At 51.9% G+C, this 14,996-nt stretch carries 8 protein-coding genes; 7 read left to right on the top strand and 1 reads right to left on the bottom strand.

The window, feature by feature from the left end:
- The first annotated feature begins 3 nt into the window (after positions 1-3).
- The 4 genes from JHD74_RS18290 to JHD74_RS18305 all read left to right on the top strand — a co-directional run bounded on the left by JHD74_RS18290 (position 4) and on the right by JHD74_RS18305 (position 2,450).
- Positions 4-495 (top strand): fimbrial protein, encoded by a 492-nt coding sequence (locus JHD74_RS18290; protein ID WP_199063232.1) that lies wholly within the window; start codon positions 4-6, stop codon positions 493-495.
- 13 nt (positions 496-508) lie between these two features.
- Positions 509-997, top strand: coding sequence for a fimbrial protein (locus JHD74_RS18295; protein WP_024529106.1), 489 nt, complete (start codon positions 509-511; stop codon positions 995-997).
- Between the two features lie 15 nt (positions 998-1,012).
- Complete coding sequence (locus tag JHD74_RS18300) at positions 1,013-1,543, top strand: fimbrial protein (protein ID WP_199063233.1); 531 nt, start codon at positions 1,013-1,015, stop codon at positions 1,541-1,543.
- Between the two features lie 79 nt (positions 1,544-1,622).
- Complete coding sequence (locus JHD74_RS18305) at positions 1,623-2,450, top strand: hypothetical protein (protein ID WP_199063234.1); 828 nt, start codon at positions 1,623-1,625, stop codon at positions 2,448-2,450.
- A gap of 70 nt (positions 2,451-2,520) precedes the next feature.
- Here the strand turns inward: JHD74_RS18305 and JHD74_RS18310 are convergent, their stop codons facing one another.
- The gene (locus tag JHD74_RS18310; RefSeq protein WP_233169583.1) at positions 2,521-2,889 is read right to left on the bottom strand and encodes a dTDP-glucose pyrophosphorylase; all 369 of its coding nucleotides are present in this window, start codon (positions 2,887-2,889) and stop codon (positions 2,521-2,523) included.
- Between the two features lie 931 nt (positions 2,890-3,820).
- On the opposite strand from JHD74_RS18310, the gene macA reads away from it, so the two are divergent.
- The 3 genes from macA to JHD74_RS18325 form a co-directional block, all read left to right on the top strand.
- Positions 3,821-4,930, top strand: coding sequence for a macrolide transporter subunit MacA (gene macA, locus JHD74_RS18315; RefSeq protein ID WP_024529102.1), 1,110 nt, complete (start codon positions 3,821-3,823; stop codon positions 4,928-4,930).
- Positions 4,930-6,876 carry a macrolide ABC transporter ATP-binding protein/permease MacB gene (gene macB, locus JHD74_RS18320; RefSeq protein ID WP_024529101.1) on the top strand — a complete coding sequence of 649 codons (1,947 nt, stop codon included), beginning with the start codon at positions 4,930-4,932 and terminating at the stop codon, positions 6,874-6,876. The genes macA and macB overlap by 1 nt, the downstream gene beginning before the upstream one ends.
- Positions 6,877-7,045: 169 nt before the next feature.
- A partial coding sequence (locus JHD74_RS18325; protein WP_199063236.1) for a non-ribosomal peptide synthetase occupies positions 7,046-14,996 on the top strand: 7,951 nt, incomplete at its 3' end.

The raw sequence follows: 14,996 nt of genomic DNA on the forward strand, positions 1-14,996 counted from the left end.
AGCATGAGATCGAGGGTCTCAGGCTATTGCCTTGCCGGGGCGCTATTCAGTGTCGTGCTGACCAGCGTTCCGGTCAGCGCGATGCCGGTGAATATCAGGGGAACCGTTATACTGCCACCGCCCTGTACGATTAATAATAATCAAACCATTCGGGTGGACTTTGGCGATGAGGTGATGACGACCCGGATTGATGGCGTCAACTATAAGCAGACCATTGTCTATAGCCTGAATTGTGACATCCAGAAATCCAACGATCTGAAAATGAGCATTCAGGGCGGCACTGCGGGCTTTGGGACCGGATTTTTGAGCACCAATAAAAGCGATTTGGGTATCGCTTTGTACTATGGGACGCAACGGTTAAATATCAATACCTGGTTTAACTACACCTATCCCAATCAGCCGGTACTGTATGCGGTGCCGGTCAAGCGTAGCGGGGCCACCTTGACGGGGGGCGAGTTTACCGCCTCCGCCACGTTATTAATTGATTACCAGTAAGGGAGCATAAGACATGCGAATTCTACTGTTATCCCTACTGGCTGCGGGTTTAAGTGGCCTTGTATCTACTGCATTTGCCGCAGGGGGCGATATGAAATTTCGAGGAACGCTGCTCGAGCCGCCCCCTTGTAGCATTAACAGCGGCAATAATATCATCGTTGATTTTGGCCTTAAGGTGGGTGTCAAAAAAGTGGATGGCGTTAACTATATGCAGAACATTAATTATGATCTGGTTTGTGAGCCAAATACCCATGGTTGGGCGTTGAAATTGAAGCTTACGGGGAACCCCATTTCTTTTGATAACGCCGCGGTGCAAACCAATATTAATGGGCTGGGGATTAAAATCCTGCGTGACGGTCAACCCTTTGTTCTTGGCAGTGAAATAACCATTACGCCGTCCAGTAGACCCCAGCTTAAAGCCGTGCCGGTACAGCAGGTCGGCATAGTTCTAACGGAAGGCGCGTTTGAAGCAACGGCAACGCTGCAGGCTGATTATCAATAACAGGGAGGAACTATCATGCGATTTTCGGCACTGTTAATATCCCTGTCTGTAGGGCTTGGCGGTTTATCCAGCGTATCCCAGGCGGTTGATAATGTGCGCTTTAGAGGCGCTCTGGTGGCTGACCCTTGCACATTGCGAGTCACGGATGAAAATATCAATATCGATTTTGGCTCGATCGTTGAGAAATATCTTTATATCAACACCCGTACGCTAGGGGTGCCATTGGTATTACATCTTGATGATTGCGATCTTAGCCTGGGGAATATGGTCAAGCTGACCTTTTCCGGCACGGAAAATAGCAGGCTGAACGGTCTGCTGGCGATATCCGGGGCGAGCCAGACCAGCGGTATTGGCATCGGTATTGAAACGCAACAGGGAAATAAGGTCGCGATCAATACCGGTAGCTATAACCAAGGGCTGATCTCGGGCAACAATACCATCAGCCTGCGAACCTATGTGCAGGGTGAGCCCGATGCGATTAGCCAAAAAACCATTAACCCTGGCGACTTTACCGCCAGCGCGACGTTTTTATTGGAATACGAGTAGCCCGTAATACGGCTTACCCTGAAATCGACGGTGTGACTAATGAGTCCGCGGTAGATAAGGGATGATCACAGGGGTATTTATGCAAGCCATTAGAGTGATGCTTTTAGCCGTCATGTTGCTGACGGCCTATAGCGCCAATAGCGCGATTTATTCTTATATTACCCGTAGTGAGGGCACGCCCGAGAACGCCAAATATTGGTGGACTATTGAATACTGGGATACCGTTGATGCGACACCAAATCCGTGTTACGGCTGGGGGCAATGTACGGTATTTATTGGCCACCGGCACAGTGATGCTGGAGAGGCTGGCCCTGGTGTTTCTGATGGTATGGAATATCTTGATGGCATCCAGACTTTGCGGACGGTAGGCGATGTGGGCGCGGCTTTTCAGCGTAAGTATTCGCTACCGCGCAGTGGAACCCAGAATCACGTTGGCCCAGCAGTGACGCAGGAATGCGTTGGGATGTACTTTAAAACGACCACCGGGACCACAGATGCAGGTGGCAGCAGAATGATGCCCAGTAGCTTATGCGGGATCGTACCACCGCCGGTGGGTAAATGTGAATTTACCGAAACCAGCATTGAACTGACCCATGGTCAGGTTCAACTTAGGGATATTGAAGGGCATCAGGCGCGGCAGACAGGTTATATCCGTTGCACGCTAACAATGGACGTGATGGTTTACCTTGCAGGGTCGGCCGGAAACGGTATGGTCAATCTCAGAAGCGACGGTAGCCTGCAAACCCGCTTGACCATAGGTGGGGTGAGTGGCTCTACCGGGGTCAGGATCCATGCTTTAGCAGCGACCAAGATGCCGCTGGAGTTTATGTCTACGCTGACTAAAGTGGGTACCGTTGAAGCCGGTGATTTCTTTGGTTCGGCCACCGCTATACTGACTATGCCTTAGTTGTTGATAACGTGCGCAGCATACGGTTGAGGTTGTTCAAACCGTATGCTGCGCACGTTTGATCTATTCGTCAGGTTTTTCGCACCGTAAACTCCAGTGCCACACCAATGAGCGTCATGTTTTTTACCGACTGAGCTTCTGTGACCGGGATGAGGCTTCCCTGAAACTTAACCTTCTTCAGCGGTCCGTTGATCACCAGTTTGGCCCGCAGGTTGGGGAGGGACTGGGGGCAAATAGGGTAAATAACTCGCCCCTTGATGGCGACTGGGATCTTCCTCAGGTCAATGCGTTGCAAAACGCCGATCGAGGCATACAGCACCGCAAGCGGCGTTATGGAGACTAGTTGCAGCGGCGTCACACTAATAAAATCCAGCAATAACTCTGGCTTAAGATAATGCAGACCATCATGAGCTACGGTGACGCCAGTGATTTCTGGCATTGCGAGAGTCTTAGGCGAAGAGGATAAGTCTGTCATTGGGTCAGCCTTTGTCTGGAGTTGCCGCAGGTGTGTTAGTTTGCTCCCACTGAACATCCTCTCTACAAAACCTCCTTTTTCGTCTCTCAAGCAAGAGCGGGTGCCAGATAATTTGAAAAACGGGATTTAGCTCACTCTTATTCACCCACTAAAGGGGGTTTCTCCTAACCTCAAGTGCTTGGTTGGGGTCCGCATCATGTTGGCGTCAACGGTGCCAATAGCTGGCGCTATTAATAATCTGTCTGAATAACTCAATTTTCCAGCTACGTGACAATTGCTCATATTGTCTTAAATGTAGATAAGATATTTCTTGTCTTGTTGGGTAATAACTTAATTGCTCAGGATGTACACCAATAAATAATCTGTATGAATAACTCGGTTTTCCAGCTGCACGACAGAGAGTCATACTCTCTTAAATATAGCTAAGACACTTCTTGTTTTTTGTTAAGTAATAACTTAGTTGTTCGGAATTAGTACCAATAAATGCAGGGATTCTTAGCTGTTAACGGGAAAATTCTATTTGAACTATCAGAGAAATTAATCAATAATGGTTGTTATTCAAAATTCCAATCAGTTCTATTATCACTCATGTCAATTTAAACGTATTGGCCCATTACAGGTCCGGCACACGATGGGGGGGATCAGCGGCTTTGCTATCCGGCTTGCGCCAGTGTGCCGTGATAAAAGCCATTCCCGAAGGATGGGTAAATGGTTTTATTTATAGCTTAAGCATTATGAAATAGATGGAAGTTATAAGGAATATCAATAATAGTCTCGCTGCACATATTGGCCTTGGTGGGGAATATTATGGATTCACGTGATGGTTTAATTCGATGGCGGCTTTGTGGCTAGAAATTGGCAGGAATAGACGAAATAGCTAGGGAAAAATATCCATATGTTAAAAGGACGAACAAAACGTAGGCTGCTAGGGGGAGGCGCTTTAGCGGCGATTGCTATGCTGGTCTATTGGCATTTCAGCCAACCGTTACCTGCGGAGTTTAAAACGGTTAAGGTTACCCAGCGTGATTTTCAACAGAACGTTTTGGCGACCGGCCAACTGGATGCGGTACGTAAGGTTGATGTGGGGGCTCAGGTCAGCGGACAGTTGGAGAGCCTGAAGGTCGAGATTGGCGATAAGGTGCAAAAAGGGCAACTGCTCGGCATTATCGATCCCCAACAGGCACAAAACAGCATTCGCGAAGGCGAGGCCACGCTACGGCAACTGCAAGCCCAGCTGCAACAGGCGCAGGCGGAGCAGCAACTGGCAGAGGTCACTTTGCAGCGTAACCGCGAATTGGCCAAGGTGCAGGCGGTATCGCACCAGGATCTGGATAAATTGACCACCGATCTGGCGGTGAAAAAGGCGCAGGTGGCAAACACCCGGGCGCAGATCGCCAAAAATCAAGCCAGCCTGGATACCGCCAAGATCAATCTGGCCTATACCCGCATTGAAGCGCCGATGGACGGTGATGTGGTGCAGATCACCACCTTTCAGGGCCAAACGGTGATCGCCGCACAGCAGGCACCCAACATTCTGACGTTGGCAGACATGAGTACCATGCTGGTGAAGGCACAAGTTTCCGAGGCGGACGTGATCCACCTCAAGCCGGGGCTGAAAGCCTGGTTTACCGTGCTGGGCGATCCGAGCAAACGCTTTGAGGGCGTGCTGAAAGACATCCAACCCACCCCAGAGAAGGTCAATAACGCCATCTTTTATTACGCGCGTTTCGAAGTGCCAAATCCGCAGGGGTTGCTGCGCCTGCAAATGACCGCGCAGGTGCATATTCAGTTGGCTGGCGCCAGCGATGCGCTGGTTATTCCGCTGGTAGCGTTAGGGGAACAAATCGCCGATAACCGTTACCACGTTGCGGTGCTGCAACAGGGCCAGAAACAGCTGCGGGAGGTGACGATCGGCATGCGTAACAACCTGGATGTGCAGATTGTCAGTGGATTGACAGCCGGTGAAGAGGTGATTGTCAGCCGCGGCGGCGTGGAGGGCAGCTGATGGCCGCACTGTTGGAACTGAGTGATATCCGGCGTAGTTATCAATCCGGTGAGCAAACCCTGGAGGTATTGAAAAGCATCAGCCTGCGGATAGATGCTGGTGAGATGGTGGCGATCATCGGGGCTTCCGGCTCCGGTAAATCGACGCTAATGAACATTCTCGGCTGTCTGGACAAACCCAACAGCGGCATTTACCGCGTGGCCGGGCAGGACGTGGCCACGCTAAATAGCGATGCATTAGCCCAGCTGCGGCGCGAGCATTTTGGCTTTATCTTCCAGCGTTATCATTTGCTGCCACATCTGAGTGCGGCGCATAACGTGGAGGTGCCTGCCGTTTACGCTGGGATGAGTCACTCGGCACGGCATGCCAGGGCGGCGGCCTTGCTGCAACGCCTGGGATTGGGAGAACGTATCGCCTATCGGCCAAGCCAGCTGTCCGGTGGGCAGCAGCAGCGTGTCAGCATTGCGCGGGCATTGATGAACGGTGGCCAGGTGATCCTGGCGGATGAGCCAACCGGTGCGCTCGATAGCCACTCAGGTAAAGAGGTAATGGCGATCCTCAAGCAGCTGTGCGAGCAGGGACACACCGTGATCATCGTTACCCACGATCCGGCGGTAGCGCAGCAAGCCGAGCGGATTATCGAAATCCACGATGGCGAAATCATTGGCGATTCTCGGCCACAGGCACAGAGCAAGCCACAGGCCAAGTCGTTGGAACTGGCCACGCCAGCCCCTTCCTGGCAGCAGATGGCCGACCGTTTCCGGGAGGCGTTGTCGATGGCCTGGTGGGCGATGGCGGCCAACAAGATGCGCACCCTATTGACCATGCTGGGGATCGTTATCGGCATTGCCTCGGTGATCTCGATCCTGGTGATAGGCGATGCCGTCCAACAGCAGGTATTGGCCGAGATCAAATCCATCGGTACCAACACTGTGGACGTCTATCCTGGTAAGGATTTTGGTGACGATGACCCAACCCTCCGCCAGGCGTTGAAATATGACGATCTGAGTGCATTGAGTGCACAACCTTATATCAGCGCGCTTTCTCCCATGACTCGCAGCAGCATGCGTCTGCGCTTTGGCAATATTGATGTGGCGGCTAATGTGGCAGGCGTCAGCGAGCAGTTTTTCCGGGTGTACGGCATGGAGTTTTCTCAGGGAACGGCTATTGATGTCAGGCAGGTGGAGTCCCAGACGCAGACGGTGGTGATCGATACCAACACCCAGCGCCGTCTGTTCCCGCAACAAAAAAACGTGCTGGGTGAGGTGATCCTGATTGGCAATATGCCTGCGACCGTGGTGGGGGTGGCGAAGGAAAAGCAAACCATGTTTGGCAGCAGCAAGATGCTCAGCGTCTGGGTGCCTTATACCACGATGGCCAATCGCCTGATGGGCAACGACTACTTCGATTCGATCACCGTGCGTATCCGCGATGGCTATAACAGCCAGGAGGCGGAACAGCAACTGACGCGGCTATTGACGCTGCGCCACGGCAAGAAAGACTTCTTTACCTACAACATGGATAGCCTGGTGCAAACGGCGGAAAAAACCACCCGTACGCTGCAACTGTTCCTGATCCTGGTGGCGGTGATTTCGTTGGTGGTGGGTGGGATTGGCGTGATGAATATCATGCTGGTCTCGGTAACAGAAAGAACGCGAGAAATCGGCATCCGCATGGCCGTAGGCGCTCGTTCCGGCGACGTTCTGCAACAGTTCCTGATTGAGGCGGTGCTGGTCTGCCTGGTAGGGGGGATTTTAGGGATCGCGCTGTCGTTCACCATCGGCTTGCTGGTGCAGCTGGCGATGCCGGGCTGGCAGATCAACTTCCCGCCAGTGGCTCTGCTGAGTGCGTTCCTGTGTTCCACCGGTATTGGCGTCGTGTTCGGTTATCTCCCTGCGCGCAGCGCTGCGCGGTTGGATCCCATTGACGCATTGGCACGGGAATAATCAGCCAAACCATAATTTCACCCTGATCCGCGAGTACTGCTGAACCCTCGGCACAATAACGTTCAGGTGATACCTATTGCTGTGAGTCGATGCTCACGGTGTTGGCCGTGCTATGGCTCAAGCCAGCCAAAATATTTATAAATAAAATATCTCAAGGAGTAAAATAATCATGGCGAATAATATGGAAAAAATAACGCTCACCCCCTATCAGACAATTTTTTATTATGAGTGGCTACAAGATCCCGATCGCAGTGATTACAATATGGTGATCGACAATACTATTGTCGGCGAAATAGACAAAAAAAAGTATAACGATAGTTTTGAACAGCTGCTTAACGAGCATTTTATTACCCGTCATAACATTGATGACGGACCTGATGGGGCCTTCTGGGTACCGAGAGAGCCCGTTTTCAATTTAGTCACCTATCACGACACCCCGTTAACCGATGAAGAAATTTATGCGCTAGTTTCTGCCCCCTTTGACTTAAGAAATGGCCCACTGGTACGGATACATTTGATTTCTCTTGGGGCAGAACGATACCGTACATTGTTTATTTTTCATCATATTGTTGTCGATGGCATCAGTACCGAAGAGATCTGGGACAAATGGCGTAAACGCTATAATGGCATCGACTATCAGGTGCCATCGCTGCAGGAACAGGGGGTTATGCACCAGCAGCTTTGCCATAATTTCGCCACGCTTTTGCAAGAAAAAGGCGAACAAATGCGTGGGTTTTGGCGCGAGCGTCTGGGCGATCTTGAAGGCGTTGATTTACGCTTTTTACAAACGGGCCGCCAGCTTACAACCGCTGCAACCCGGCGTCAGATCAGCGAGTTACTGTTTGGTTTTGATGAAGATATCAGCCGTCGCGTAAAGCTGTTACTGCGCAAGTATAAGTTGACCACTTACCTGTTCGGGCAAATGGTCATGGCGCTGCTGTTACACAAAATGTCAGGGCAAAAAGCCGTTGCGCTCGCTTACCCGGTGGCGATCTCTGAAGGTAAGGAGCTGTTGTATGGCGCGCATATCAATACCTTGGCTATCGATTATCGCTTTGCGGATGATGCGACTATCCGTAGCGTTATTGCCAGTGTTCATCGTTATTACAAAGCATTAAAACAGACAAAAGCCAGATATTTACCTGTCCATGAGATCCTGGCTTGTGGTGAGGCCACCGGTGTACTGGATGTCGCTTTTGCCCAAACTTTCCTGCGCGATCATCATACCCATTTTAGTGGCATCGTGGATGAGTCGGCCAATCACGACTTCCATATTGACCTGGTGAATGAACTGTTGTTTGAACAGGAGGTGTTAGCGAGTGGTATCAACTATCGCGTCAGGTTTGATCGCAACGTCCTTGATGCCTCTTTGGTTGAGAATTTTATCGATCTGTATAAAGATCTGTTTATTAATACGCTTGATAAGTTGCTTGCAGGTGAAGTAGACACGCCAATAAAGACCATCACGCTGATTGCGCAGCCGCCACGCCACACCCAGCATGTATGCGTTGGGGCTAAAGTCCCTCAACATTCGATTGTCGAACAATTTGAGCGTATGGCCGCGACTTACCCAGCCCGCAACGCCGTTGTCTATGACAATCAAACACTGTCCTATCAACAGCTTAATCAACAGGCCAACCGTCTGGCTGATTACCTAAGGTGTGAACTGCGGATCAAGAGCGGCGATTTCGTCGCCCTGTGCCTTGAAAAGTCGGCAGCAATGCCCGTATGTATTCTTGCCATACTCAAAACGGGTGCAGCCTATGTTCCGCTTAACCCTGGCGAGGCCGGGAACAGGCTAAGTTTTATTCTGCAGGACACGCAAGCGAAAGCCATCTTGGGCGATAGCGCCAGCGTGAGCTATTTGAATCAGATTGCAGAGTTGCCACAGGTGCCGATTATTGCCGTTGATAACCCGCAGTTTCAGCGCGACCTGGTTGCTCAGCAGCAGTCAGAGAACCTTGATATCGCCATAAATTTGCACCAGTTAGCCTATATTATTTATACCAGCGGCACGACAGGTAAGCCAAAAGGCGTGATGATTGAACACGCGGGATTAATCAATCTGGCGCTGGTTCAGGGCGAAGCGTTTGGCTTGGCACCTGGCGAGGAGTCGATAAAGCAATGTCTTTGGTATGCCGCCTATGTTTTTGATGCCCATGTCTCTGAGCTCTTTACGGCGATTGCCAATGGCCATGTGATACATATTTTGCCGGAAAATAAGCGCAAGGATTTTGACGCGTTAGCGGAATATATTGCCGATGCTCGCATTGATATTGCCACTATTCCCCCGGCATTATTGGATAAAAACTCCCTTTTAGCGCTCTCTACTCTGGTTGTTGCTGGTGAACCTTGTAATCGTGAGATTATGCAACGTTATCGTGCGCAGGGAACAACGGTTATCAACGCCTATGGCCCGACGGAAAGCAGTGTCTGTGCGACGTTGCACTATTACGAAAATGGCGATGGCAACCTCAATATCGGCCTGCCGCTACTGAATCTTGATGTGCATGTTTTAGATGAACACCTGGCACCTGTCCCCGTCGGTGTGATCGGTGAGCTTTATATCAGTGGCGTTGGCCTGGCCCGGGGCTATCTGAATGATACGCAGCAGACCGAGCGTGCCTTTATCGCCAATCCTTTCCAGAGCGACGAGCAAAAGAAGCGTAATGAAGCGGCACGGCTGTATAAAACCGGCGATCTTGTCCGCCGCTTGGCCGACGGTCATATTGAGTATGTTGGCAGGCGAGACTCCCAGCTGAAGATCCGCGGTTTCAGAATTGAATTAAGCGAAATTGAAATGCAACTGGTGCAAATTCCGCAGATTATCCAATCGGCGGTCATTGCACATAGGCTCCCGACGGGAGCGCTGTCGTTAGTTGCCTACTATGTTGCGGATGTTGCCTTGGGCAAAGAGCAGATCATTGGGCACCTGGCGGATGCTTTGCCTGACTATATGATCCCGATGGCCTATGTTCATTTAACGGCGTTCCCGATGACGGTTAACGGTAAATTAAACCGTAAGGCGTTACCGCTGCCAGATCTGAGCGGGCAGGATGACTATGTCGCTCCTGCCGATGAGATGGAAATGGCGCTATGCCAGATCTATGGTGAGATATTAGGCCAGGCGCCGGGTCATGTCGGCGTTAATGACGATTTCTTTAAGCTGGGCGGCGACAGTATCAGCGCCATTCAGATGGTGAGAATGATCCGTCAAAGGCTAAAAGGGGCGGCCAGCGTCAAAGATATTTTTGACTGTAAAACCGTGCGTTTACTTGCCCGGAATATCGTGCTGGATGCCGATGAACATCACATCAAACATCTCTCCGAGTCGGGGATGTTGAGCGGCCCTGCGCAGTTGCTGCCGATCCAGCAGTGGTTCTTCGATCGTGTCGATCAGGGGACTTTTGCCGCTTACCAGCACTGGAACCAATCCTTTGTGCTGGATGTTCCCCCGTTGGATATTGGCATACTCAACAAGAGCCTGGCGTTGTTATTTGCCTATCATGATGCCCTGAGACTGGTCTTTGCGCATGACAGTGATGGTGGTTACAGCCAGCACTACCAATCAGACGTCGGCGAAATACCGCTGTCGGTTATTGATGAACCCGTGGGTGCCGAGCAACAAATCGCGCTCTTTGATCGGTGGCAAAGTGAGTTTGATATCTTCGGCGGTAAGCTGTGCCATATTGGCTATATAAACAGTGAAAATGCGCCGCGGGCGAAGCTACATTTTGCTTTCCATCACCTGATTATGGATGCGGTAAGTTGGCATATCATCAAACAGGATCTGGAGAGGATTTATCGCGCGCTGGCAGGAAACGCGGCGGGTATTAGCGATCCCGTTGAGATTTTAGGTGAGAAGCCCACCAGTTATCGTCAGTGGGCTGCCCAGATACAGGATTATGCCAACCATCAGGGAGCCAATGAGGAAACGCTTTATTGGCGTACTGTGATTGGCGGTCTTGGTGACTATCGCCAACGGATAGCGCCGCTTTTCACCTCGCCATCCTTGAGCCAACGCGAGCTATCGTTAAACAAAACCTTAACGCAGCATCTGTTGGGCGGGGTGCATCATGTGTTCAATACCCAGGTCAACGATCTTCTGTTAGCGAGCTTTGTTGAGATCCTCAAAGAGTTTACCGGGCTGCATACCCAGTACCTGACGTTGGAAGGCCATGGCCGGGAAGCGCTCGATACCAGCGTTGATATCAACCGTACGGTAGGCTGGCTGACAACAATGTACCCGGTCCGCTTGAGTAGCGAGGGGGACTGGCGTCAACGGATCGTGACCGTCAAAGAGACCGTTGGCGGGATCCCGCGCCGGGGCGTTGGATTTGCGCCGTTGATGGGGTATGACGCCGACCTGCTGCCACCGGTTAGCTTTAACTATTTAGGGCGCTTTGATGAGGTGCAGCAGGAGGGATGGTGCTTCAGCCCTACAAACAGCGGACAAACCGTTGCGCATCAGAATGGTGAAGCGCATCTGCTCAGCGTCAACTGTGGTGTAGTTGGGGGGGAACTGAGAATACGCCTCTCCGGTTACCTGGCAGACGAAGTATTGCAACACCTGGCGAGCCGTTACCAGGGGGCGATTGCAGGCGTTATTGAGCGCCTGATGGCGGAAAGCCGCACTTATCTGACCGCGCGAGATATTGACGGGGTAATACCTCAAGCAACACTTGACGCTCTGCAGCGTGATACCGAGCTGGAGTCGGTGTATCTGGCCAATAGTTTGCAGGAAGGCTTTATTTACCACGCGCTATCGCAGGGTGAAGTCGACGATGCCTACCATACCCAGATGTTCTGGGACTATGACAATGCGCTCGATATCGCCTGTCTGAAGCAGGCATGGTTACATGCTCAGCAGCATTATCCAACGCTCCGCCTGCGGTTTAATTGGGATGAAGAGTTGGTGCAGATTGTTGATGCCCATACTGCACTGAACTGGCATTTCTTTGATCTCAGTGGAAAAAGTGAGCACCAACAGCAAGCCTTCTTCTCTGATTTATCTGCCCAGGATCGAGCACGGCCTTACGATTTGTCGATCAGCGGGATCTTCCGTGTCTATGTGGTCAAAAATGCGGATGAACGTTACCGCTGCATTTTCAGCTGCCACCACGCCATCATGGATGGCTGGAGTAACCCGCTACTGATTGAAGCGGTGCATAAATTCTATCTGGCGTTGTTGCGTGGTGAAACGTTGAAGCAGGAAGGTGACCACGGTTTCCACCAGGTTCAGCGCTATATACAGTCGCACAAAAGCGAGCATTTACCGTATTGGCGGGACTATCTGGCACCACAGGATGAACCCGAAGATTTAAATATCTTGCTGTGCGGGCAGGCGAAGCACGTTCAGTTAAATGAATATAAGCACATTAAAACGCCGAAAACACAGCAGCTGATGTTTGATGAACCTTGTTACCAACAGCTGAAATCGTTCACCGCCGAGAACGCGATAACCCTTAATGCGCTATTGCAATATTGCTGGCACAAAGTGCTCAGTATTTATTCTGGCAATGCGGCCAGCATCGTTGGCACGGTGGTTTCAGGCCGTAACCTGCCCGTGGATGGCGTGGATCAAACGGTAGGATTATTGATCAACACACTGCCGCTGATCGTCGATCATCAGGCTTCTGTGTCGATCCTCACGGCTATTCAAAACCTGCAGGACGCGATTAACGAGGCGAACACCCGCAGCCATGTCAATCTGGCTGAGCTACAACCGGCAGGTAAACGCCTGTTTAACTCTTTGTTCGTCTTTGAAAACTATCCAATGCCCAGTGGGGACATCGATAGCGATTTACGGCTACGTTTCGGCAGTGCTAACGAGAAGCAAGATTATCCGTTGGTGGTGACCGTGTTGGAACAGCAACATCTGGCGTTGAGCCTGCATTATGCCGGTGAACTGTTTGATGACGTGCTGATCGAACAACTGCTGAACACGATGAGGACGCTGGTAGAAAATATTGTTCAGGGTGCCTCTCAGTCTCAAACCGAGTTGCCTTATCTGCAGGCGGCGCAGTATCAAACGATGATCCACCAGTGGAATGATACCCGCAGGCCCTACGAGCATGATAAAACCCTCGCCGCACTGTTTGAAGCTCGCGTGGCCGCCTCACCAGACAACATCGCCGTAGAATTTAACGACGTGGTGTTAACGTACGCACAGTTAAATCAACAGGCGAACCGGCTAGCGCATTATTTGCAGCAATGTTGCCAGCTACGCGCCAACGATCTCGTGGGTCTCTATCTTGAGCGCAGTGAGCAGTTGGTCATTGGCATTCTGGCCATACTGAAAGCGGGCGCGGCCTATGTGCCGATGGATCCGGATTCCCCCGATGAGCGCAATGGCTATATTATTGCGGATGCCAAGGTAAAAGCGGTGCTTTGCCAACGACAGGCTTTGCAAAGGCTAGACCAGATGGCACCCGGCGCCATGCTTATCCCTCTTGATGCACCGGAAACCACCGCGCGTTTGGCGCGCTGTGCAACAGATAACCCATGCAGCAATACCGGCCCCCACGATCTGGCGTATGTCATTTATACCAGTGGCACGACGGGATATCCTAAAGGGACGTTGATAGAGCAACGCTGTGTGAACCGGCTGGTGATTAATCCCAATTATGTTGAGATCGGTGAACAGGATCGCATTCTTGGCATTTCAGGCTATCAGTTTGATGCCTCCATTTATGACATCTTTGGGGCGTTGTTAAATGGCGCCGCGTTGGTGATTGCCGATAAGCCAAATATCCTGGACTTAGACCGTCTCTCTCAGCTTATTGTCGATCGTCAGATCAGCAATTTCTTTGCCACGACCGCCTTCTTTAATACGCTGGTGGATGCTGAACTGCCTGGTTTGCAGCAGTTGAACTACCTGCTGTTCGGTGGTGAGCAGGTGTCCGTTAACCATGTTAATCGTTTTAGAGCGCTTTATCCGCAGGTCAAGTTGGTGCATGTTTACGGGCCGACGGAAACGACAACCTACGCCACGGCCTATTTGACCAATACGGCGTCGCAGGCGTTTGATTACACCGTTCCCATCGGTCAGCCAATCAGTAATACCCAGCTGTATATACTCGACGAACAGTTGCGCCCCGTCCCACAGGGTGCGATTGGTGAGCTGTATATCGGCGGTGCTGGCGTTGGGCGCGGCTATCTGAACAATCCGCAGGCGACAGCGGATGCGTTTATTGCCAATCCGTTCCGCAGTGACGCCGAACGCAGCCGTGGTGAAAATGCCCGCCTTTATAAAACCGGGGATCAAGGCCGTTACCTGCCGGACGGTAACATCGAATACCTGGGCCGCAATGACTTCCAGGTCAAGATCCGTGGCTTCCGTATTGAGCTGGGGGAGATCGAAGCCCGGCTGATCGACCATCCTGCCATCCAGCAGGCACTGGTCCTGGCGAGCGAGAATCCAGCGGGGCATACCCATCTGACGGCATACTACATTGCACAGGATCCCTTGGAGCAAGATGAGTTGCACGCCCATCTGCAACAGGTTCTGCCGGACTACATGGTGCCGTCGGCCCTGGTTCACCTGCTGTCGCTACCGATGACCGTCAACGGCAAGGTTGATCGTGCCGCCTTGCCGGTCCCGACGTTTGAGGCGCAGGCAGATCGGGTAGCACCAGAGACGGCGACCGAGCAGCAACTGGCCGAGGTCTTCGCCGAGCTGCTCGCCCTCCCGCAGGACAGCCTCAGCGTGCTGGACGACTTCTATCGCCTGGGGGGCAACAGTATCCTGGCGATCAAACTGGTGGGCCGTTTGACCCGCGCGTTAGAAAAAAGCGTGCATGTCTCTGACCTGTTCCGCCTGAGATCCATCCGTGCGCTGGCGGCATTTATTGATAATACCGCGCAGGGTAGCCAGATCATCCAGGCACCGTCGATCGCCCGGCCTGAGGAACAGCGGCTGTCGTTTGCCCAGGAGCGCCTGTGGTTTATCGACCGTTATGAAGAAGGCAGCAACGCCTACAACGTCCCGCTGACGCTCAAGCTGCAGGCCGGTACCGATCCGCAGAAAGTGGCACAGGCCCTGATGAAGGTGGTTGACCGGCACGAAGTGCTGCGCACCCTGATCCTGTGTGACGACGACGGGCAGGGGTATCAACATA

The sequence above is a fragment of the Serratia sp. ASV30 genome, assembly GCF_016428815.1.
In the GTDB taxonomy this organism is placed as follows: Bacteria; Pseudomonadota; Gammaproteobacteria; order Enterobacterales; family Enterobacteriaceae; genus Chania; species Chania fonticola_C.